Source organism: Bacillus smithii (assembly GCF_001050115.1).
Classification (GTDB): domain Bacteria; phylum Bacillota; class Bacilli; order Bacillales; family DSM-4216; genus Bacillus_O; species Bacillus_O smithii.
Window position 1 is genome coordinate 556236 of the sequence record NZ_CP012024.1, and the last position, 23496, is coordinate 579731.

The window sequence follows — 23496 nt, forward strand, 5'->3', positions numbered from 1 at the left end:
GTATGCCAATTGCATATTGAGGGTAAATGATAAAAACGGTGAAGTTTGGAGGTGAAACAATCGATGGAATAGGAACAACTGAGAAGATCTCGCGGAAAAAGATTCGTATGAAGAAAATAGATTTTCGACTGTGATCTTCGGGAATGGAAGTCAGCTAATGACGTAGAATTTAGTAAAGAACTTTTCGTAATGATTGGTGAGACGACAAAGGCGAAAGCTGTTGAGAAAGGGGAAATGGGTATGACCGACATAATTGGAAACAGGAGCATTCCGCAATTACTAAAGGAAATGGCCACTCTTTATCCAAAGAAAACGTTTGTCGTGTTTGAGGATCAACAAGAGCAGACCAGTTCGCTTACTTATGAAGAGTTTCTCGATAAAGTCCGTCGTCTGGCCCGTGCTTTGCAGCAGTATGGCATTCAAAAAGGAGATAAAGTACTTCTTCACCTGCCCAATGGAATCGACTTTATGATTTCTTGGTTTTCGGTCACTTCCATCGGAGCGGTGATGGTTCCCACCAATGTTTTATCGACAGCTGAAGAAATGGCTTATTTGCTCGAACATTCCGAAACGAAACTGGTGATTACGGAAAAAGAGTATGTCCACAAGTTTACGAGATTCCGAGATCAATTGAACGGCTTGTTTTTGGCAAGGAGCGAAGAGGACGACTACGGTGTAAGCCTTCAAAACATCATCCATGAAACAGAACCACTGACTGCCTTTCCTCGTTTATCGAGCGATGACATTGCTTCCATTTTATATACGTCAGGTACGACATCCAAACCGAAAGGGGTTTTGCTTACTCATGCCAATTATATCTACGTGGGAGAAATCATGTCCAAAACACTAAGGATGTCCCCGGATGACCGAGTGTTCATCGTATTGCCGATGTTCCACGGGAATGGGCAATATTACTTAGCGATGCCGGCATTGACGGTTGGAGCCAGTATCGCGATAGCAGAACGATTCAGCGCCTCCCGCTACTTTCAACAAGCGAAACGATTGCGGGCAACGGTCGGATCGTTGTTTGCCGCCCCTTTAAAAATGATTTTAAAGAAGCCTTATCGGTCTTCGGATGCTGAACATTCATTACGGCTGATTATTTTCGCACAGTCTATCACAAGGGAACAACTCCGTGAGTTTGAACAACGATACCGTGTATCTTTGCGGCAATTATACGGGATGACGGAAACCGTCGGCACCCCGCTCATTAATCCGTTGGACGGCTATTACAATAACATCAGCATGGGGCGACCGACGATCGGTTATCGAGTCAAGCTGGTCGACGAAAACGGTCATGAAGTAAAAGACGGTGAAGCGGGGCAAATCATCGTGAACGGAATTCCGGGGAGGACCATCATGAAAGGCTATTTTCATAATGAAGAGGCGACAAGCAGCACCATAAAAGACGGATGGCTTTATACCGGCGATGTCGCACGGAAAGATCACAACGATGGATTTTTTTACTTCGTGGATCGTCAAAAAGATATGATCAGGCGTGCCGGTGAAAATGTAGCAGCCGGTGAAGTGGAAGAGGTGATCAATCAATGTGAAGGTGTTTTTGAAAGCGCTGTTATTGGTGTTCCTGACGAAATAAGAGATGAAGCCATCCATGCTTTCGTGATTGCAAAAGATGGATACGATCTTTCCGAGCAAGAAATAATCGATGTTTGTAAACAAAAGCTCGCCAAATTTAAAGTTCCGGAAGCCATTCATTTTGTCGACGAGTTTCCGAGAACCTCCGTCGGTAAAATTCAGAAACATGAGTTGAAAAAATTCCTCTACGAGAAGGGGGCCGCGAAACGCAAGTAGTCAAAAGTTTTATTTTCTAGTATTCACACTAGGGGTCGAATGGCAGGATGCCATTTTTTCAGCAGGTCTCATTTGGCGATGGTGCAATAATGGACAGTATTCTTTAGCCTTATTAAAATCAGCTTCACTAGTTGAATAGGAATCAAAGAAGAGAGAGCAAGAGGCCAGGAAAACGGATCGGCTCTCTTTTTCTTTTGATCAAATGCAAAAACGGAGAAGAGGTTGGGGCAGTGATAGGAATAGATTTTCTATGATGATGGACAAATTCACGATAAAAATGACAAATATTCGATCAATCTTGCCGAAATTTTGGTACAAAAACAAAAAGGGAGATGGAGGGGAGCGATTTTTTCAGCTGGCACGTTTTTTGCATAACTATGGGTGAAACAAATTGAAAGGGGAGAGGGGAAAATGAAAGCGGCTGTTGTTAATTCATTTAAACAAAAATTGGAAATTAAAGATGTGGAGAAACCAACATTAGAGTATGGGGAAGTGCTTGTGAAAATTGAAGCGTGCGGTGTATGTCATACGGATCTTCATGCGGCTCACGGAGACTGGCCGGTAAAGCCGAAGCTTCCTTTGATACCGGGGCATGAAGGAGTAGGGATTGTGGTAGAAGTCGGTGAAGGAGTTCGATCGATCAAAGTGGGAGATCGCGTCGGCATTCCTTGGCTTTATTCTGCATGTGGGGAATGTGAATATTGTTTAACCGGACAAGAAACTCTGTGTCCTCATCAATTGAACGGCGGATATTCTGTAGACGGTGGTTATGCAGAGTATTGTAAAGCTCCTGCTGACTACGTGGCGAAAATTCCGGAACATTTGGATCCTGTGGAAGTGGCGCCGATTTTATGTGCGGGAGTGACGACGTATAAAGCGTTAAAGGTTTCCAACGCGAAACCAGGGGAATGGGTTGCGATATACGGCATCGGAGGATTAGGCCACATTGCGCTGCAATATGCCAAAGCGATGGGATTGAATGTTGTAGCTGTGGATATTAGCGATGAAAAATCGGCATTGGCTAAAAAGTTAGGGGCCGATATTGCGATCAATGGATTAAAAGAAGATCCGGTCGAAACGATTCGGGAAAAATTAGGCGGAGTGCATGCGGCCGTCAGCGTGGCAGTCAACCGAAAAGCGTTTGAACAAGCTTACCAATCCGTAAAACGAGGCGGTACTCTCGTCGTCGTTGGATTGCCAAATGATGAATTGCCGATTCCGATTTTTGATACTGTTTTAAACGGAGTAACGGTAAGAGGTTCGATTGTCGGAACAAGAAAAGATATGCAAGAAGCTTTAGATTTCGCTGCACGCGGAAAAGTTCGCCCCATTGTCGAAACGGCACCGTTAGAGGATATTAATGAAGTATTTGAGAAAATGGAAAAAGGGCAAATTAACGGACGGATCGTATTAAAAATTGGGGAAGCCAACTAATTTGTCATCTTCTGTATGGCAGGGAGCGAGTACATACCACGGATCGCTCCCTGCGTGATAAAAGGGAAGGACCACGGCGGAAGACGCCGTTAGACGTGTTACCGATCTGTTCAAAAGCGTGCCTGAAAGAACTTGTGAAATCTTATTCAACGCTGGACCTTTATATGAATCTATTGAACAGAATGAACTCCTTTTTCTTTTAATAAATAGCGAAGTTTTCGAACCGAGATATTCAGTTGTTCTGCCGCTTTTTTTCGATTTCCGACAGTTTGTTTTAATGTTTTCATGACGAAAGATCGACCAATTTGCCATTCTAATTCTTTTACTAACGATAGCACCTGTTCCAAATCCACTTCACGGTTGTTTTTCCATAGTTCCAGAATATAGTTTGTCCATTCGTTTAAATATACTTCAAGGTCGGCCTCGTCATCATGATCCTTTTTTTCATTCAATAATTCGATCTGCGGCGAATCGTTTGTCATTTTCATTTTTTCCGGCAAATAATTCGGAGTAATGATCGTGGTTTCGCCTTCTGCCAATGTGACCGCTCTTTTGATCACATTCAGAAGTTCACGGATATTTCCCGGCCAATGATATTGTTTCATTTGTTCGATGGTATCTTCAGAAAAAGTAAGATGGGTTTGTAATTTTTGTAAGAAGAACTCTATGAGAAGGGGAAGATCTTCTATCCTTTTTCTCAACGGAGGCAAGGATAATTTGACCACGTCTAAACGATACAATAAGTCTTCGCGAAATGTTTTTTCGGCTACCGCTTGAGCCAGATTGACATGGGAAGCAGCGAGGATTCGCGTATTGGTCCTGCGTATCGTTTCCCCTCCTACTCGAAAATACTCTCCTGTTTCTAACACCCGCAAAAGTTTTACTTGAGTCGAAAGAGAAGCCTCTCCAATTTCGTCCAGAAATAAAGTGCCTTTGTTCGCAATTTCAAAAATTCCTTTTTTCTCTTTTACGGCTCCTGTGAAGGCTCCTTTTTCATGTCCAAACAATTCGCTTTCCAGAAGGGTTTCTGAAATCGCTCCGCAGTTGATTCCGATAAATGGTTGGTCAGAACGCATGCTGGCGCTGTGGATAAAATGCGCTAACACTTCTTTTCCGGTTCCGGTTTCTCCTTCTATCAGCACGTTGACATTTTTCTTGGCAATTTTGTAGGCTAGCTTCACCAAATCATTCATTTCTTTGTTTTTTCCTATTATAAAGCCTAGCGATTCTGACAACTTATACATGTCGTGATCAGACGATGTGGACCGGGTGTTCAATAATTCTTCGATTAATGTTTCCAATTGGTCAAGATCGTCAAACGGTTTCTCGATATAATCGCTGGCTCCGTTTTTAATCGCTTCGATCGCTGTTTTCACCGTACTGTAGCCGGTCATGACTATCACTTGGCAAGAAGGGGTCGTTTTTTTCATCTGTTTTAATAAATCTAAACCGTTGGCATCAGGCAATTTTACATCGATGAAAGCCAAATCAAATGCTTGTTCTTGGAGGAGACGTCGAAAATCTTTCCCGTTGTATCCAATCTTTACGTGAAATCCTTTTTCCTCAAGAAAATGCAAAAAGAATGTACCGACTTCCGTTTCATCGTCAATGACAAGAATATTGGCCATATCTTCCAACCCCCGAATGATCTTTTTAATGTTTGGCAGGCAGCTTTAAAAGGAATTGGCTTCCTTTTCCGAGTTCACTTTTTACCTCAATTGTTCCACCGTGAGCTTCTGCGATCCCTAAACTGACGGAAAGACCAAGTCCTGTTCCTTTTCCGGGCCGTTTTGTCGTAAAAAATGGATTGAAAATTTCTTGTAAATGCTGTTTGCTTATTCCTTTGCCGTTATCTGCGACCGAAAGAAGAACCCATTGTTTCCCTTTTTCTTTGACCGTCGATGTGCGGATCTTAATCACTTTTTTCGGCACATCGGTCTCTTCTAAAGCATCCTTTGCATTGATTAACAGATTTAAAATGATTTGTCCGATTTGTTGTGCGTTTCCTTCAACAGTGCCAATGGAGTCATCCAGCGTTTTTTGGATCAGGATATTTTGTTTGCGAATCTGGTAACCGACTAATCCTAATACTTGCTCGACTGCTTCATTGATGGAACAATCTTCAAACCTATATTCATCTTGTCTTGAGAACGTCAATAAATTTTGAATAATGGTTTTGCATCGTTTACCGCATGTAAAAATATCGGTCAACAGTTGATAGGAGCGATTTTCCTTTGATACCGATCTTAATAATAGTTGGGCGTTTCCTAAGATGGCGGTTAATGGGTTGTTAAGCTCGTGGGCAATTCCTGCCGCCATTTCGCCAATGGCCGCAAGCTTCCCTGATTGGACTAATTGAGCCTCAATCCGGGATTTTTCTGTGATGTCATTGATATAAACAATGATGGCATACATGTTTTGGCATTCATTAAATATCGGGTAGGAATGGAGTTCACATACACGCTGTTGAATATGAATTTGCCTGTGAACGGGTTTTTTCGTTTGAAGACTTTCCAATATCGGGCTGTCATGAATATCCATGGATAATAGCGAATGGATGTTTTCGTTCGTTTTTTTCTGCGCAGGCAATGAAAAGAATTCTTGTGCCGAGTCATTATAATTCAGAATATTTCCGTGTAAGTCAACGACCAGTATCATTTCGGAAACAGCCCGGAACGTTTCTTCCCATTCTTTTTTACTCGTGAGCACTTCTTGATAAAGCTGGGCATTTTCTATACAAACAGCTAATTGATCACCCAGTTGTTGAAAAAAGGAAAGATCATCTTTTTCATATTGGAGGGTGCTTTTGCTTCCGACGCTTAAAAGACCAATGATTTTTTCTTTGCTCGTTAAGGGAATTAATAAAACACTTTGAATTCCTAATGATTCGTACACTTTGTTTTCAATAAAAGAATCCTTTTTATTCCGGACTTGGTAAAAAGTCATTTGCAGGGATTGAATGACGTTCCAATAGAGCGAGTTTTCCTTCGGCAGAGAAAAACCGATCGGGAAATATAAGGACTGCGCCGGGTAAGCATTGCTTATCATTAATTCTTGATGTTTATATAAAGATAAGCTGATTCTTTCGCATGGGAAAATTTGATTTAATTTATCAAAAAGGTTTTTCATTAATTCATCCATGGACATATCGATATTAAAACTTTTGGTCACTTCGTTTATGATTTCTAGCTGCGTATTTTTCTTTTTTAATTCCGTGACCATTTTTTTTAATTCGGTATAATAACTTTTTTTGGAAGACTGGACCCCCGTTAAGAGACTCATCATTTTCTTCTGATCGTGTATCTTCATGAGTCACCAAGCCTTTCTGAATAATTCTTCAATATCCTCAATGGTTATGTCTCTCGGGTTTGTGATCATGCAGGCGTCATTTAAGGCAATTTGACTCATTTCTTGTATCGTTTCTTTTTCTATCCCCATTTCCGACAATTTTTGAGGAGCTCCGATATCAATGGCTAATTCTTTAACATAGTCAATGGCTTTTTTTCCAGCTTCCATATAGGTGAGGCCACGGATGTCGATCCCTAGAAAAGAAGCAATATCGGCAAATTTCTTCGGATTGGCGATCAAATTGTATTCCATCACATGGGGCAACAGAACGGAATTGACATCGCCGTGATGCACCGGAAACCGCCCGCCGATGGCATGGGACATCGCATGTACAGCTCCCAAAATAGCGTTGGAAAAAGAGAGGCCCGCTTGTAAACTGGCCATCGCCATATTGGTTTTCGCTTCCATATTGAGTTTGGATGCAACCGAAGGGCGCAAATATTGGGCCACTAACGTAATGGCATTTTTCGCTTGAACATCTGTTAAAGGTGTCGATGCTAAACTGACATACGCTTCAATTCCGTGGGATAAGACGTCTAAACCGGTGGAAGCTGTCAAATGGGCGTTTTTTGTTGTTAATGTTTCAGGATCGACAATCGCAATATCCGGAACGAGAGATTTCGATACGATGGTCATCTTTTTTTGTCCTTTTGTATCTAATATGATCGAAAACTGCGATACTTCTGAACCGGAACCGGCCGTTGTAGGAACCATCACTTGTGGGGGGAGGGGTTTTTGGATTTTATCGACTCCTTCATAATCGTGAATATGACCGCCGTTGGCGACAAGGATCGCAATCGCTTTTGCTACATCGATGGAACTTCCGCCGCCTATTCCGATAATGGCGTCGCATTCATTATCGACATACAGGGCAGCGCCATTTTCAACTTCCTTATCTTTTGGATTCACCGTGACATCATAAAATGTGGAGTATTTCAGCCCGGCTTGTTTGCAGCTCTTTATCACAACTTCCAGCCAACCGGCTTCCATGACACCCGGATCACTGACAATGAATACGTTTGTGGCGCCAAGCCTAAGACAGCTTTCGCCGACTTGATGAATGGAATGATTTCCAAAAATCACTTCCGGCATAACAAATTTATGTATCATCATTCTAAATCCCCCAATGTACGGCTTATACTTTTCCTTTGATTGGGCTAAAATTCATTTCTTTTGAGTCCAACTTGTCTTGTTGGATACGGACGGAGAATAAGAAGATGGTTCAAAATGAAACGAAGAAGGGATTTTCACAAAATGGGAAGAATAGATTTCTTGATGTAAAAAAGGATATTAAAAGATTCGAATGCTTGTACATTTGAAAAAGAGGTTATTCGTTAGTGAATCTTATGCACTCGTCATGTTTAATAAAGAGAAGCAGCGGCATGGTCAACTGCTTCTCTTTATTTCATGACAACGAAAGAAAACAAATCATTGGATGATTGAAAGATTCAGAACTTTTCCATCCACGTTGAAAAGAATTGTACGTGGCAGGGGATGAATCGATCAATCGTCCGGTAAAGGCTGTTCATCCGGAAGAACCGTTTTGGCAATGGTTTGATCGAGTTCTTCAAAATCATAATAATGAATTGTTTCATACAATTCTTTTCGCGTTTGCATATTGTCCAGTTCGCTTTTTTGCGTGCCGGTTTCGAGAATGGTTTGGAAAACCCGCTCATAGGCCTTTGCTGCCACGCGAAGCGAAGTAACAGGATAAATGACCATCGCATAGCCGAAAGACGCAAATTCTTCAGCCGTATAATAAGGTGTACGCCCGAACTCTGTCATATTGGCAAGAAGCGGGACCGAAACGGCTTGCTTCATCTTCAAAAACTCTTCTTTCTTCGTAAGAGCTTCCGGAAAAATGGCATCTGCTCCTGCTTCTACATATCGCTGCGCCCGTTCGATCGCTCGGTCGAGTCCTTCCACGGCATAAGCGTCCGTTCGCGCGACGATCACAAGAGACGGTGCCACTTGTTTAATGGCCTGAATTTTTTGCATCATTTCCTCATCGGATACAAGTTTTTTTCCATTTAAATGACCGCATTTTTTAGGAAGCTCCTGATCTTCGATTTGAACGGCCGCCACGCGAGCTTCGACCATTTCACGAGCCGTTCGGGCTACATTGAGGACACCGCCAAATCCGGTATCAATGTCTACGAGAACAGGCAGATTGGCTGCTCGAACGAGTTCACGGGCACGACGAGCCACTTCTTCAGATGTCACGATGCCCAGATCAGGCAGCCCTTGGCTTGCCGTAAAGGCTCCGCCGGATAAATAAAGGGCTTGAAATCCGACCTTTCTGGCTATAAGGGCTGCCATTCCATCGTGTGCCCCGGGAATTTGCAAAATGTCAGGAGCGTTCATTAAAGTTCGAAACCGTTCTGCCAACTCTTCTTGTGTTGATTCGTGTTCAACAACCCAAACCATAAAACCACCTTCTTTCAATGATTAAGACCATTCGTTTGTTTGAATTCATATCCATTGCTTGCAATTAGTTAGTATGAAATAACAAATCACCCTCCACGGTGTTTCATTTGAAGCGGGAGTTTTATGACACCATGAAGGCCATATTCAAATCGCCATTCTGGTTCGGGAGGTGTCTTGAGTTTCGAAAAGCCCGATTCATCTCCTGCTTTCATTTTGGTGATGAAAGCAGGAGACTCCTTTTGAAACGTGTTAAAGGACGAATAGATCGACGAATTCATGAACATTCATTGTTTCAAGGCGTTCTTGATCCGTAGAAACTTCCAGAATACGATTGATTTGTTTGTCTGTGAACCGGGTTTCCAGGTTGCTTTCGTATTTTTTCAATAGTTTCGGTATGGCTTCTTCTCTGCGGAAGCGGTGGCCGATTGGGTACTCCCGAACGACTTGACGCGTTCCCGTTCCGTCTTTAAAGCGAATTTGAACAGCGTTCGCGATGGAACGTTTTTCCGGATCGAGATAGTCTTTGCTGTATTGTTTGTTTTCCACGACGGTCATTTTTTCACGAAGTGCATCGATTCTTGGGTCTGATGCGATTTCGTCTTCATAATGATCAGCCGTTAAGTCGCCGTAAATGAGACCGACAGCAGTGATATACTGGATGCAGTGATCGCGATCGGCCGGATTGTGAAGCGGTCCGGTTTTATCGATAATACGGATGGCGGATTCATGTGTCGTAATCGTCACTTCTTCAATCTCGTCTAAACGATCTTTTACTTCAGGATGAAGTTCAATCGCGCATTCAACAGCAGTTTGAGCATGGAATTCTGCAGGGTAAGAAATTTTAAACAGTACGTTTTCCATGACATACGATTCAAATGGGCGAGCAAGCTTCAATTTTTGTCCACGGAACAGCACATCTTCAAATCCCCAGTTTGGAGCGGACAGAGCCGTTGGATAGCCCATTTCTCCTTTTAAGGACATCAGCGCCAGGCGAACGGCACGGCTTGTTGCATCACCGGCAGCCCATGACTTGCGTGAACCCGTATTAGGAGCATGACGATATGTACGTAAGCTCGAATTGTCGATCCAGGCATTGGAAAGGGCGTTAATGATTTCTTCCCTTTTTCCTCCGAGAAGCTTTGTGACAACGGCTGTCGAAGCGACTTTGACAAATAAAACATGGTCGAGACCAACGCGGTTCAGACTGTTTTCAAGAGCGAGCACTCCTTGAATTTCATGAGCTTTGATCATGGCTTCCAGCACGGCGCGCATTTTTAACGGTTCTTTTCCTTGGGCAACGTTCGAGCGGCTGATGTAATCAGCAACTGCTAAAATACCGCCTAAGTTATCGGAAGGATGTCCCCATTCTGCTGCAAGCCATGTGTCATTATAATCAAGCCAGCGAATCATACAGCCGATGTTAAACGCACCTTGTACCGGATCCAATACGTATGATGTTCCCGGAACACGAGATCCGTTTGGAACAATCGTACCTGGAACGATAGGCCCCAAAAGTTTGGTGCATTCCGGGTAGCGAAGAGCAAGAATTCCGCAGCCGAGCGTGTCTATGAGCACATAGCGAGCGGTTTCGAAAGCCTCATTGCTTTTAATTTCTTTATCCAATACGTAATCCGCAATTTCATTGAGCAAAGGATCCACTTGTTGTTTTTCATTATTTTTTACTAAAACTTCACCCATCGGCCTCTTCCTTTCTAAAGTAAAATGATATAATTAAAGGAGAGGAATTTCTGCCCAAATTCCTCTACTGGTGAGCGTATAAATCTGTTTAGGATCAGTTCGTTTGCAGATGGCGCTCGCCGACATACTTGACGCGTGGCCGGAACAGACGGTTGTTGTTATGCTGTTCGATTACATGAGCACATAGCCCCGCTGTTCGGGCGGCAAAGAAAATAGGTGTGTAAAGTTCAATCGGAATATTCAGCATGTAATAGACGGGAGCGGCATAATAGTCCAGATTAGGATACAGACCTTTTTCTTCCCGCATAATTTTTTCGCCCGCTTCACACATTTCCAACAGACGCGTATCTCCGCGTGCCTCGCTTAATGATTGAAGCGCTTTTTTCATCAACAATGCCCGTGGATCCATTTTTTTCATGTAGACCCGGTGGCCAAATCCCATAATCCGCTCTTTATTCGCTAATTTACGATGGAGAAGATTCTCATAGTTTTCTTTCGTTCCGGCTTCTTCCAGCATATACATAACGGCTTCGTTGGCTCCGCCGTGAAGGTGCCCTTTTAAAGAGGAAACGGCTCCTGTCAGTGCGCCATATAAATCAGAATATGTGGAAGATATGACTCTGGCTGTAAAAGTGGAATTCGGCATTTCATGTTCGATATAGGCTACGAGCGAGCGATCAAAAATTTTCGCCTCCAGTTCCGTCGGTTTTTTTCCTGTGAGAATGTAAAGGAAATTCGCCGTGTAGGAAAGCTTCGGATCGCTTGGAACTACTTGTTGATTGTTCATTAATCGATAACTGCTTGCGACAATGGTCGGTATTTGGCCAAGCAGCTTGATCGTTTTTTGTTTATTGGCGGATTCGCTTCGATCGTCGATAAGAGAATCAAAGCCGGATAAAACCGAGATGCCGGTTCTAAGAGCATCCATTGGGTGCGTCGTTTTAGGGAGGAGCGACAATATTTCAATCAGCTCTTTTGGAAGATCGCTGTTTGATTTAATTTCCGATTCAAAACGAGCTCTTTCTTGATCAGAAGGAAGCTTTTCTTCAATTAATAAGTAAGCAACATCAAGATACGTCTTGTTTTCTGCCAACTCGATCAAATCATACCCGCGAACAACAATCTCTTCATTTTCCACATCAAGAAATGAAATTCCGGTTTCAGCAGCAATAATGCCTTCTAATCCAGGACGAAATTCCAAATTATTTCACTCCTTCAGAATATTCTGTATTCTATGGTCCTCTCATCTCTGGGTAGTGTGATGGATTTGCCCATCTGCAATTTTTTTATTAGTTTATGCCTCGAATCATAGGATGTGACAGTGTGAATCTTTGCTGACATATACAAACAAGCTCACATGAATATGAACTGATATTGCGAAGAAAGAGTTAGTTTTCGCAGTGTCAAGATTTAATCCTAGCTTATTAAACGCTTTCAAAAAGTCTGTTTTAAAAATTTCTCTTAAAGCAAAGATTTTCTAATCTAATAGAATTCCGGTCTAATAGAAAAAAGATTCCTTTCAAAAAGTTGAAATCCCTATGGGACTTCTTGAAAATTCCTATTGATCTCTGCTCTTAGCACCTCCTATTTTTATAGTTTCGGCCGTTTCCAATCAGGTAGATTTGCTGATGATGCCACGATGCCGGTTTTCATAGAAGCGGATCGTCGGATTTTTTGCCGCTTCAACGATTGATGATCATCATGCCTGATATATAACACAGCATTTCTTTTTCATTTATACTATATCACATTTTTAAAAATAAAACAAAAAATTATAAATTTTCTTTTATTTTATAATGGAAATATCAGTTGATACAACCTATTTAACTCCGTTTTTAGAATAAAAATGCGTGCTTCTTCTTGTCATTCTTCCTCTAAAGAGAAAAAAGGGGAAAGGGAGGGAAGGAGGATCGCTTCATTATAAGAATAAAATATGAAAACTATTCTACAAAAAGAGACCGCAAATCGTTCTAAGAACCATTTACGGTCTCTAAAAGTTCGAGAGAGGAAACTCTATTCTAAATTAGCATGTCTTCCAAACATTGTATTGGAATCCAATCCTTTTTTCTCCATGACTCTCAAGATGATGGCGTCATAAAACAATAACAATGTTTGTTCGAAAAGCGACCCCATTGGTTGTATGGTTTTGTAATCGTTATCCGATTGATCTTTTGGTGATCCGGGTAACTTTACAGTAATATCCGCCAGTTGACCAATGGTCGATTCGGGGAAAATGGTGGCTGCTGCGATGCTTCCGCCGATTTTTTTGGCTTTTTCTGCCATGGAAACTAGGCTTTTCGTTTCTCCCGAACCCGATCCAATAATTAAAAGGTCTTCTTTTTCATAGTTGGGAGTGACGGTTTCGCCTATGACATAGGCATCTAATCCCATGTGCATCATTCGCATGGCAAAAGATTTCGCCATAAATCCAGATCGGCCGGCGCCGGCTACGAAAATTTTCTTGGATTCGAGAATTTTATCTACTAATTTTTCTGCTTCTTCATCCGAAATGAGATCAACCGTACGACTTAACTCTTTTAAGATTTCACCTAAATATTGAGTCGTCTTCATAGGCCTCAACCTTGTTGTAACTTTTCTTTCATTTTAGCTGCTACAGCTTTTTTATCTTTTTGTCCAGCGATACCGCCGCCGACAATGACAAGATCTGGTTGTGCTTTAATAGCTTCTGGCAGTGTTTCTAATTTGATACCGCCGGCAATAGCTGTTTTTGCATTTTTAACGACAGCTTTAATTTTCTTAAGATCTTCAAAAGAGTTTTTACCTACTGCTTGAAGATCGTAGCCGGTATGAACGCAAATGTAATCTACGCCCATAGCATCGATTTCTTTTGCACGTTCTTCTAAATTTTTTACGGCGATCATGTCAACAAGGACTTGTTTGCCTTGTTTTTTCGCTTCTTCTACAGCGCCTTTGATGGTTAAATCTTCAGCAGCTGCAAGAACGGTCACGATATCGGCGCCGGCTTCGGATGCTTTCATCACTTCATACGCAGCGGCATCCATTGTTTTTAAATCAGCTAATACTCTTAGATTTGGGAATGCTTCTTTCATTTGTTTAACGGCTTCAAGCCCCCAAATTTTTACAACCGGAGTACCGATTTCGACAATATCAATATATTCCTCAACTTCTTTTACTATTTCTATTGCTTCTGGAATGTCAACTAAATCTAATGCTAATTGTAATTCCATTCTTTTTTCACTCCTTTGTGAAAAAGAATTAACGCTCGCAGTCATCGGCGGAAAGTGGAAAATGCTGATTTTATGGCATTTAGGCAGAGAGGGAACTAAGCGATTTAGCGAACTAAAAGCTCTTATGCCTGGTATTACACAAAGAATGCTGGTGAACCAATTGCGTGAGCTGGAAGAAGACCTTATCGTTCATCGCGAAGTTTATCCTGTTGTTCCGCCGAAAGTAGAATACTCTTTGACAGAGTATGGAAAGAGCTTGATGCCGATTCTTGAGTCCATGTATCAATGGGGAAAAAATTATATGGAAACGGTTCTTGGCCAACATCCAGAAACAACAGAAACAAAAGAAGTCGTTAATAAATAAAGTTCATTCTAAAACAGGATGAAAAAAATATAGATATGAAAAAGCCACGAACAACAACTTTTCTTGTAAATGTTGTTGTTCGTGGCCTTTTTTGTTTAGAAATGTTCCTTTCGAAAATCGGGCTTCATACTTTAAAAGCCGCTAGCTTTGGAATCCATTTGGGTCTTATACATTACCTTTTATAAAGATGAGTAGGTATTTTTATTTACACTATATATTATTTTTGTAACTATATGATTAAAAAGTGCGTACTTACAAATTCGATCGATACGTATTATACTTACCATTGCTGAAACAATGAAGCATGCATGAAAGCATGTTCTTTCTATCTCTAAGGCGTTGGAAGGCAGAATTTATTTTGAATAGGCATTGTTTGAATATGAAAGAGAAAACTAACTCGTATACATTCTCACGAAAGTTTAGATGTCGGATGTGAGAGAAATGACCGAAATGGAAAAAAGATCCAATTCATCAGAGATTTGGTCTTGCTATCTGGTCAAGTATGGAAAAAATGAAATCGCCTGTTTTCAAAGCAAGGGGATCCAACGTTTTAGAGTCTGTTTGATCAGGAGGGATATAAATGAATTCTATGAGCTTGGTCTTGTTTGGAGCGTCAGGGGATTTAGCGAAAAGAAAAATATTCCCTGCTTTATATAATTTATTTCTCGATCAAAAAATGCCAGATTCCTTTTCCGTCATTGGTGTTGGTCGAAGAGATTGGACGGATGAATATTTTCAAGCGCTGGTGGAGGATTCAATCAAAACATTTTCTAGACGTCCCGTTGTGGATGATTCCCGAAAGAAAGAGTTTTTGAATGCCTTCCGCTACTGCAGTTTGGATGTAACCGATGCAGAAGGGTTTAATGTTTTGCTCGAACTGGTTCAACGGCGTGAGAAGGAATTGAACATTCCTGAAAATCGATTGTTTTATCTTTCTGTTGCGCCAACCTTTTTTGACGTGATTGCGAAAAACATCCAACAAAGTGGATTGGGTTCTACTAAAGGGTGGAAACGCCTCATTATTGAAAAACCGTTTGGACACGATTTGAAATCGGCTCAAGAGTTGAATGAAAAATTAAGCCGATTTTTTGAAGAAGAAGAAATTTATCGGATTGACCACTATCTTGGCAAGTCGATGGTTCAAAACCTGGAAGCGTTGAAATTTGCCAATCCGGCGCTGCAAGCGCTATGGAACCATCAACATATTGCCAATGTCCAAATTACGGCCAGTGAAACGGTGGGAGTGGAAGAAAGAGCCGGCTATTATGATCAAGCGGGCGCTATTCGAGACATGGTTCAAAATCACATGATGCAGTTGGTGATGATGACGGCCATGCAGCTGCCCAACCGCTTTAGCGCCGAAGACATTCGCAAGGAGAAAAGAAAGGTCTTGGAAAACCTTCGTCCATTGCGGAAAGAAGACGTCCGCCAACACGTCGTTCGCGGACAATATGGACCGGGGGAGATTCAAGGGGAACCTGTTGTAGGGTATACAGAAGAGCCGGGCATTCCGCCTTCTTCCACGAACGATACGTTTGTGGCGACACGCTTATGGATTGACAACGATGCTTGGCGGGGAGTCCCTTTTTATATCCGTACGGGAAAAAGAATGAAGGAAAAATCGACCCGCATTGTCCTTGAATTTAAACATTCGCATACGGTTGAATCTCAACAAGCGGAGCCAAACTTATTAGTGATTCATGTCAATCCGGTGGAAGGCGTCTCGTTCCAACTCAATCGGAAAAATCCGGTCCACCGCGATCAAATCGAACCGGTCCAAGTCGATTTTTCGGCGAATCAGAAGGATGTACCCGAAGCGTATGAACTGTTGCTGTTCGATGCTTTGCTTGGGGACTCGACGTTCTTCGCTCATTGGAAAGAAGTAGAGTTGTCTTGGAAATGGGTTCAACCGATTTTAGAAGCCTTTGAAGAAAATCTGGTTCCTCTCCATTCCTATCCTTCCGGTTCCATGGGGCCGGAGGCCTCTCAACAATTATTGGCAGAGGACGGATTTCGTTGGTAGTAAAACCAATAGGCGGGGGGTTCCCCGCATGATGAAAAGAAAATCAGAAACTACGATTGGAAAACAAGTGAAGGAGGGTATTTAGATGAAAATTGGATTAATCGGTTTAGGAAAAATGGGGCTGAATTTAGGCCAAAACTTAATCGACCATCGCCACGAAGTGGTGGCGTATGACGTCAATCCCAAGGCGGTGGAAGAAATCCAAAAATATGGCGCTCAAGGAACTTCCAGCTTACAAGAATTGGTGGACTCGTTGGAAAAGCCAAGAATTGTCTGGATCATGGTGCCGCATGGTGTGGTAGATTCCGTCCTCAGCGACCTTAAGCCACTTTTGGAAAAAGACGATATTGTCATCGAAGCGGGGAATTCCCACTATAAAGAGTCGATTCGTCGCTACAACGAGTTCAAAGAAGCGGGCATCCGCTTCATGGATGCCGGTACTTCCGGAGGCATGGAAGGAGCTCGCCATGGGGCTTGTTATATGGTAGGGGGAGATCCCGAAGCTTGGAAGATCGTGGAACCGATTTTCCGGGATACCGCTGTGGAAAACGGCTATTTATATGCCGGTAAACCGGGTAGCGGCCACTTCTTGAAAATGGTCCACAACGGCATTGAATACGGGATGATGGCCGCCATTGGAGAAGGATTTGAAGTGTTGGAGAAAAGCGACTTTGATTTTGACTACGAAAAAGTCGCGAGAGTATGGAACAATGGGTCCGTCATTCGTTCCTGGCTGATGGAATTAACCGAACGCGCCTTCTCGAAAGATGCGAAATTAGACGGCATCAAAGGCGTGATGCACTCTTCCGGTGAAGGAAAATGGACGGTGGAAACGGCTCTGGATTTACAAACGGCCACACCGGTTATCGCCCTGTCTTTATTGATGAGATATCGTTCGCTCGAAAACGATACCTTTACAGGAAAAGTCGTCGCCGCTTTGCGCAATGAATTTGGCGGACATGCGGTGGAAAAAGCAAGCGGCAAATAAAGAACCATGATAAAAGGAAAGATTTTAACATCTGACCTGATCAATGGAGAACAATTTCAAGAAAAGGGGAGTAGGCTATGTCCATTTCTTTTGATTACTCAAATGCATTATCCTTTATGAAACAAAGCGAAATCGAAAATCTCAGCGAATTTGTCAAAGTCGCTCATACGATGATTCATGAAAAGAAGGGACCCGGCTCTGATTTTCTGGGCTGGGTGGACTTGCCGTTCCGGTATGATCGGGACGAATTTGCGCGCATCAAACAAGCGGCGGAGAGAATTCGAAGCCACTCGGATGCTTTGGTGGTCATCGGCATCGGAGGCTCTTACTTGGGGGCAAGGGCAGCGATTGAAGCGTTGTCCCATAGCTTCCATAACCAAATGAACGATCAGACTCAAATTTATTTTGCCGGCTACAATATCAGTTCGACTTATATGGCTCATTTACTGGAGCTGTTGGAAGGAAAAGACATCTCCGTCAACGTGATTTCGAAATCCGGAACTACGACCGAACCGGCGATTGCTTTCCGGATTTTCCGGGACTACATGGAGAAAAAATACGGAAAAGAAGAAGCGAAAAAACGGATTTTCGTCACCACCGACAAGGAAAAAGGCGCCTTGAAAAAATTGGCCGATCAAGAAGGATATGAAACCTTTGTCATTCCGGACGATGTCGGGGGAAGATATTCGGTTTTAACCGCTGTCGGTCTCTTGCCGATCGCCGTAGCCGGACTGAACATTGATCAAATGATGGAAGGAGCCGCTGCGGCTGCACGCAAATACAATCATCCGGATCTTTTAACCAATGAAAGCTATCAATATGCCGCGGTGCGAAACATTCTGTACCGGAAAGGAAAGGCCATCGAATTGCTGGTGAATTATGAGCCTTCCCTTCATTGTGTATCCGAATGGTGGAAACAGCTGTTTGGAGAAAGCGAAGGAAAAGATCAAAAAGCGCTTTTCCCGGCATCGGTTGATTTTTCCACGGACTTGCATTCCATGGGTCAATACGTTCAAGAAGGCCGTCGCCTTCTGATCGAAACGGTCTTGCAAGTGAAGAAACCGCGAATCGAAGTCACCATCCAAGAAGATCCGGATAATATCGATGGATTAAACTTCTTGGCCGGTAAAACGATGGATGAAGTGAATAAAAAAGCGTTCCAAGGGACTTTATTGGCTCATGTCGACGGGGAAGTGCCGAACCTGGTAGTGGAACTGGACGAAATGAATGAATTCACTTTCGGAGAAATGGTGTACTTCTTTGAGAAAGCTTGTGCCATCAGCGGACACTTGCTGGGTGTGAACCCATTCGATCAACCGGGAGTGGAAGCCTATAAAAAGAATATGTTTGCGCTGCTTGGAAAACCGGGATTTGAAGCAGAAAGAGAAACGCTGATGAAACGGTTGTCCAAATAATTTATTGAGTGAAATAGACACTGTTGTTGATAAAAGTGCAGGAAACAAGAGAGGGAGCGAAGTCAAATCGCTCCCTCTCTTTTACTTTTTTCGATAATCTATTTTGAAATTGGAAAATTTTATCTGGTGACCATCACTGAACGGCAGAAAATACTTCTATCCAATTAATGTTGTAATTTTGGCAATAAAGAGAATATTGTTATATGATAAAAGCACATCGACTGGAGTGAATGGAATGATATGATATGGAGACTAAAAACACATTTTTGTATTTGCTGAAAGAAAACAAAGAATTTAAAAAATTGTTTTATGGACAAACTTTTAGTGTATTGGGAGATTGGTTTCAAACGATCGCCTTATTAGGATTCGTGTATTCTGAAACAAAATCTACTTTTCTGTTAGCTCTTACGTTCATCAGTAAAGGATTGCCTCAGCTGATTTTGAGCCCCTTTATCGGATATTTCGTTGACCGTTACAGCAAAAAGAAGATTATGTTTTATACAGACATCATTCGGGGAGTCATTGTTCTAGGTTTTTTACTCGCCTATAAATTTATTTGGATTATTTTCATACTGAATATTTTATTATCGATTTTACAAACTTTATTTGAGCCTGCCAGACAAGGAGCAGTGAAATATACAGTAAAAAAAGAACAAATAGTGATTGCCAATTCGTTGTCCAGTACGATGAATGGATTCATGTCTGTCGTTGGCGCTTCTTTAGGGGGAATGGTTGCAGAACTGTTGAGTATACAAACGGCATTTATAATAAACAGTTTTTCTTTTTTTCTTTCTGCATGGTTTATTTATTCGAGTAAAATACCGCATAATCTTGAAAAGAATACAACCAATCGTTTTTATAAGGATATAAAGGAAGGGTATCAGTTTATCATCCATCATAAAATCATTCTTACTTTAATATTGGTAGGCATGTCATGGGGAGTGATTGGCGGAGCTTATCAATTATTTTTAACCTATTATGCTGAAGAGGTTTTTCATGCAGGAAGTACAGGAATCGGCCTATTATATACGATACAAGGAATCGGAATGATAGGCGGAGGCATCATCGTTAAAAATTTCATTGGCAGCGATGATCATAAGATGAAGAAGGCATTCGGATTAGCCTATCTTTTTCAAGGAGTCTTTTTCTTATTTTTTGTTTTGTCTTCTACTGTTTATGTTGGATGTATGATGTTGTTGTTTATGAGAATGGCAGGAGGAGTCATTATTCCTCTTGATACTACTTTCATTCAAAACTACACGGATGATGACAAGATCGGCAAGGTTTTTTCTTTACATTATTCCATCTATAGTTCACTGATTAACTTGTCTATGTTTGTTTCAGGAATATTATTAGAAAGGATCTCTCCTAAAGTTTTTGGAGTATTTTTAGGAATGCTTTGCATCTTCATTAGCTTGATATGGTTATACATGTATTACTTTCATAAATTGGACGAAGATCAGAATTTGAATCAGTCTGCGAGTTCCCGTTGATATCGTTTGGCCATTTTCGTTTAATCTCATCTTTACAAGTAAAAAACCAATTCCTACTTGACACATAGGATTAATTAAATTAATATAATCTCAAATAATATGCCGACTAGACAACTAGAGGCTTTCAATTCAAACAATACTTTGAATTGAAAGCCTCTTTTTTTAATGTTTGATGAAAAAATTTTATTTTTAGAAAGGACGTGAGATATAAAATATATTCAGATTTTTAAGAAAAATAGATTCATAAAATGGAAGAGTTGTTAAAGGCATATAAGGAGAAAGGCTATTTTTCGCAGCAAATGTCGAAAGGCAGTGAAAAGAATGTATGCAGTTGTTTGTTCGGAAACTGAAATCCTTACTGGATTCAAAAGCAAACATATCATCATGATATTTTCATCCTTGGCTGGTGGGGGAAGGTCCCGTGAATTTTCATAACTTCGATCGATTCCGGTAATTCTCTTCAACCCCCAATGGATGATAAGCGAAAAAACATTGGCTATGAATCGAGGAATATCCGATCACTAGTGATTACCCTGATAGAAATGTTAGGCAGCAGATCAAAAGAACGCAAACAGTTAGGAGGAAATCTAATGACAAAAAAAAGAATGTATTTAAATGCTTTTGACATGAATTGTGCAGGACATCAATCTCCGGGTTTATGGACGCATCCGAAAGATAAATCTTCCACCTATAAAGATGCGGAATATTGGACACATTTAGCCAAGGTATTAGAAAGAGGACGATTTGATGCGATCTTTCTGGCAGATGTTTTAGGGACTTATGATGTTTATCAAGGATCGCGTGATCCGGCGGTACGTCAAGGGGCACAGGTTCCTGTTAATGATCCGGCGTTTGTTGTTCCTATCATGGCTCAAGTGACCAAACATTTAGGCTTTGGACTAACAGTATCCACAACTTACGAACATCCTTACATATTTGCCAGACGTATGTCCACTTTGGATCATTTGACAAAAGGGCGCATCGGCTGGAATATTGTGACCTCTTATTTAAACAGTGCCGCTGTTAATATCGGATTGGATCAACAAATCAGCCATGACGAACGCTATGAAATCGCGGATGAGTATATGGAAGTGGTTTATAAACTGTGGGAAGGCAGCTGGGAGGATGATGCAGTCGTATTGGACAAAGAAAACAAGCTTTATACCGATCCTGAGAAAGTACATGACATTCGACACGAAGGAAAATATTATAAGGTGCCAGGAGCACACTTATGTGAACCTTCACCGCAAAGGACGCCGGTCATTTTTCAAGCCGGGGCTTCCAAAAGAGGCCGCCAATTTGCGGCCAAACATGCTGAACTTGTGTTTATCAGCGTTCCAACCGAACAAATTGGTAAAACATATGTGGAAGCATTGCGTGAAGAAGCGAAAAATGCCGGCCACAATTCGGAGGAAATCAAAATTCTTTCTTTATTTACTCCGATTATTGGACGTACACAAGAAGAAGCAGAAGCGAAGTTTCGTGAGTATCAAAGCCATGTCAGTTATGAAGGCGGATTGGCATTGTTGGGCGGATGGACTGGTGTAGATTTTTCCAGATATGCCCCGGATGACAAAATTGAATACGTTAAAAACGATGCGATACATTCAGCGATCGAGACATTTACAAAAATTGATCCAACGAAACAATGGACGGTCAGAGAAGTCGCTGAATTTGTAGGAATAGGTGGAATGGGAAAAGTTGCGGTTGGAACTCCTGAAAAAATTGCGGATGAGATGGAACGATGGATGGATGAAACGGGAGTTGACGGCTTTAATATCGCTTATGCGGTGACACCGGGTACATTTGAAGAATTTGTAGATGATGTAATTCCGATTTTACAAAATCGAGGTCTTGTGCGGAAGGAATATGAGGAAGGCACTTTCCGGAAAAACTTATTTGGATACGACCATTTGCCGGACCATCACCCGGGACGCCAGTATCGAAATCGTTTTTCTTTTCAAAGGAGTACATAAGCATTGTTTCACCAAAACTATTAGAGGGAGCGCAATCACTCCCTCTATAAAGAATATGCTTTATAATGGAAATTAATTCAGCGGCTAAAACCTCGACTCAAAACATAACGAAAGGGGCTCGATTCAATAGACTATGGACAGACGTTTGATCCTCCTTTTAATCTTCTGTTAAAGCAGGGAAATGAGGAAGGATGTATTCGCCTAGTTCTTCAATGACTTCTTCAACCGGACGTCGTCCATATTTCAAATTGATGATGATATGATTGACTCCCACGTCGTTTAGTGCTTGCAAAAATTCAATCAGAAAGTTGCGTCCGATTCTAAATCCAAGATGGATCGGGATAGGTACATGATTCGGATCCTCTGTCAAATCAATATAAAGAGATTGAGTAAAAGGCTTAAATTCATCTGTTAGAGACCGCCAATTTTTAATCAGTTCCGCTTGGTAATGAAGTGGTCGCGGATAATAAATCCATCCATCGCTGTTTGCTGCAATCCATTCAGGAGATTGAGAACTATGACCGGTTACCATCACCGGAATGGAGGATAAATTCGGCTTTGGTAAAAGGTCTCCGTTCATTAGGTCGACCCGGGAAGTATGAATTCTAGGGAAATTTTTTGCCCATACTTCTCTCATGACCGCAATAGATTCTTGAAATAAAGTACCGCGATCATTTGCATCTACCGAAAAAGCCGGAAATTCAATAGGGCGGTCGCCTGTTGCCACACCGAGAATGAGTCGTTCACCGGAAAGTTTGTCAACAGAAGCTGCCGCTTTTGCTACGTGGAGCGGATGGCGCAATGTTAAAATAATGCTTGCGGTTCCCAGGGCAATTTTCTCTGTGTGGGCGGCTATAAATCCAAGATAAGTAAATGGATCATACATTTGGCCCACGTCGCCGAAATTAGGATCGCGTAAAGGAACGTCTCTGGCAAATACGGCGGCAAATTTTAGTTCTTCTGCTCTTTTGGCTAGTTTTATTTGCTTTTCTATATTCATTTCAGGGACGTCGCTCATATAGGATTCAATAGGGAAGAACAGCCCGAGAGTGAGTTTGTTCTCTTGATACATCCGTTTATATCCTCTATGATTTTGAAATTTTTCCATCATTAGACCTCAATACCTTTCTTTGTATTAGATAGAATAATAATCATCATTTGATGAAGAATTGATGCTTCATTCGATCACTCATCCATGCCGATTGTCGGCTAAGGCGAGTGATCGTTCTGTCTATTCCAAGCCTCATATTGTTCCAAAGAATATTTTTAAATTATCCATTTAGGTTGCTTTTCATTACGAATGATAAAG

At 41.7% G+C, this 23496-nt stretch carries 17 protein-coding genes; 8 read left to right on the forward strand and 9 right to left on the reverse strand.

Annotation, left to right across the window (positions count from 1 at the left end):
• Window positions 1-240: 240 nt before the first annotated feature.
• Window positions 241-1812, forward strand: a complete 1572-nt coding sequence (locus BSM4216_RS02645) for a class I adenylate-forming enzyme family protein (RefSeq protein WP_244878036.1) — start codon at window positions 241-243, stop codon at window positions 1810-1812.
• Window positions 1813-2223: 411 nt separating this feature from the next.
• Entirely contained in the window at window positions 2224-3246 is a 1023-nt protein-coding gene (gene adhP, locus BSM4216_RS02650) for an alcohol dehydrogenase AdhP (protein ID WP_003353974.1), read from the forward strand.
• Window positions 3247-3416: 170 nt separating this feature from the next.
• Here adhP and BSM4216_RS02655 read toward each other — a convergent pair whose 3' ends face one another.
• From BSM4216_RS02655 to hxlA, 8 genes are all read right to left on the reverse strand, one after another.
• The gene (locus BSM4216_RS02655) at window positions 3417-4874 is read right to left on the reverse strand and encodes a sigma-54-dependent transcriptional regulator (RefSeq protein ID WP_048622641.1); all 1458 of its coding nucleotides are present in this window, start codon (window positions 4872-4874) and stop codon (window positions 3417-3419) included.
• Between the two features lie 25 nt (window positions 4875-4899).
• Window positions 4900-6555 carry a sensor histidine kinase gene (locus tag BSM4216_RS02660; protein ID WP_048622642.1) on the reverse strand — a complete coding sequence of 552 codons (1656 nt, stop codon included), beginning with the start codon at window positions 6553-6555 and terminating at the stop codon, window positions 4900-4902.
• A gap of 3 nt (window positions 6556-6558) precedes the next feature.
• Window positions 6559-7707, reverse strand: a complete 1149-nt coding sequence (locus BSM4216_RS02665) for an iron-containing alcohol dehydrogenase (protein WP_048622643.1) — start codon at window positions 7705-7707, stop codon at window positions 6559-6561.
• A gap of 390 nt (window positions 7708-8097) precedes the next feature.
• On the reverse strand, window positions 8098-9021 hold the full coding sequence (prpB, locus tag BSM4216_RS02670) for a methylisocitrate lyase (RefSeq protein ID WP_048622644.1): 924 nt from the start codon (window positions 9019-9021) through the stop codon (window positions 8098-8100).
• A gap of 249 nt (window positions 9022-9270) precedes the next feature.
• Window positions 9271-10719 (reverse strand): bifunctional 2-methylcitrate dehydratase/aconitate hydratase, encoded by a 1449-nt coding sequence (locus BSM4216_RS02675; RefSeq protein WP_048622645.1) that lies wholly within the window; start codon window positions 10717-10719, stop codon window positions 9271-9273.
• Between the two features lie 94 nt (window positions 10720-10813).
• Entirely contained in the window at window positions 10814-11920 is a 1107-nt protein-coding gene (gene mmgD / locus BSM4216_RS02680; protein WP_003353966.1) for a citrate synthase, read from the reverse strand.
• A gap of 812 nt (window positions 11921-12732) precedes the next feature.
• Entirely contained in the window at window positions 12733-13290 is a 558-nt protein-coding gene (hxlB, locus tag BSM4216_RS02685) for a 6-phospho-3-hexuloisomerase (protein ID WP_003353965.1), read from the reverse strand.
• A gap of 5 nt (window positions 13291-13295) precedes the next feature.
• Window positions 13296-13928, reverse strand: coding sequence for a 3-hexulose-6-phosphate synthase (gene hxlA, locus BSM4216_RS02690; protein ID WP_048622646.1), 633 nt, complete (start codon window positions 13926-13928; stop codon window positions 13296-13298).
• On the opposite strand from hxlA, the gene BSM4216_RS02695 reads away from it, so the two are divergent.
• The 6 genes from BSM4216_RS02695 to BSM4216_RS02720 all read left to right on the forward strand — a co-directional run bounded on the left by BSM4216_RS02695 (window position 13894) and on the right by BSM4216_RS02720 (window position 22187).
• A complete protein-coding gene (locus tag BSM4216_RS02695) occupies window positions 13894-14292 on the forward strand; it encodes a winged helix-turn-helix transcriptional regulator (protein ID WP_048624369.1) in 399 nt (132 codons plus the stop codon). The two genes, hxlA and BSM4216_RS02695, sit on opposite strands and share 35 nt — an antisense overlap.
• Window positions 14293-14872: 580 nt before the next feature.
• The gene (zwf, locus tag BSM4216_RS02700) at window positions 14873-16315 is read left to right on the forward strand and encodes a glucose-6-phosphate dehydrogenase (protein WP_048622647.1); all 1443 of its coding nucleotides are present in this window, start codon (window positions 14873-14875) and stop codon (window positions 16313-16315) included.
• An 85-nt stretch (window positions 16316-16400) separates the two neighbouring features.
• Window positions 16401-17303 carry a phosphogluconate dehydrogenase (NAD(+)-dependent, decarboxylating) gene (gene gnd / locus BSM4216_RS02705; RefSeq protein ID WP_048622648.1) on the forward strand — a complete coding sequence of 301 codons (903 nt, stop codon included), beginning with the start codon at window positions 16401-16403 and terminating at the stop codon, window positions 17301-17303.
• A gap of 77 nt (window positions 17304-17380) precedes the next feature.
• Window positions 17381-18718, forward strand: coding sequence for a glucose-6-phosphate isomerase (locus BSM4216_RS02710; RefSeq protein WP_048622649.1), 1338 nt, complete (start codon window positions 17381-17383; stop codon window positions 18716-18718).
• Window positions 18719-18963: 245 nt separating this feature from the next.
• The gene (locus BSM4216_RS02715) at window positions 18964-20211 is read left to right on the forward strand and encodes an MFS transporter (RefSeq protein ID WP_048622650.1); all 1248 of its coding nucleotides are present in this window, start codon (window positions 18964-18966) and stop codon (window positions 20209-20211) included.
• Window positions 20212-20801: 590 nt separating this feature from the next.
• Window positions 20802-22187, forward strand: a complete 1386-nt coding sequence (locus tag BSM4216_RS02720; RefSeq protein WP_048622651.1) for an LLM class flavin-dependent oxidoreductase — start codon at window positions 20802-20804, stop codon at window positions 22185-22187.
• Window positions 22188-22344: 157 nt separating this feature from the next.
• On the opposite strand, the gene BSM4216_RS02725 is transcribed toward BSM4216_RS02720, so the two are convergent.
• Complete coding sequence (locus BSM4216_RS02725) at window positions 22345-23295, reverse strand: LLM class oxidoreductase (RefSeq protein ID WP_048624370.1); 951 nt, start codon at window positions 23293-23295, stop codon at window positions 22345-22347.
• Between the last annotated feature and the right edge of the window lie 201 nt (window positions 23296-23496).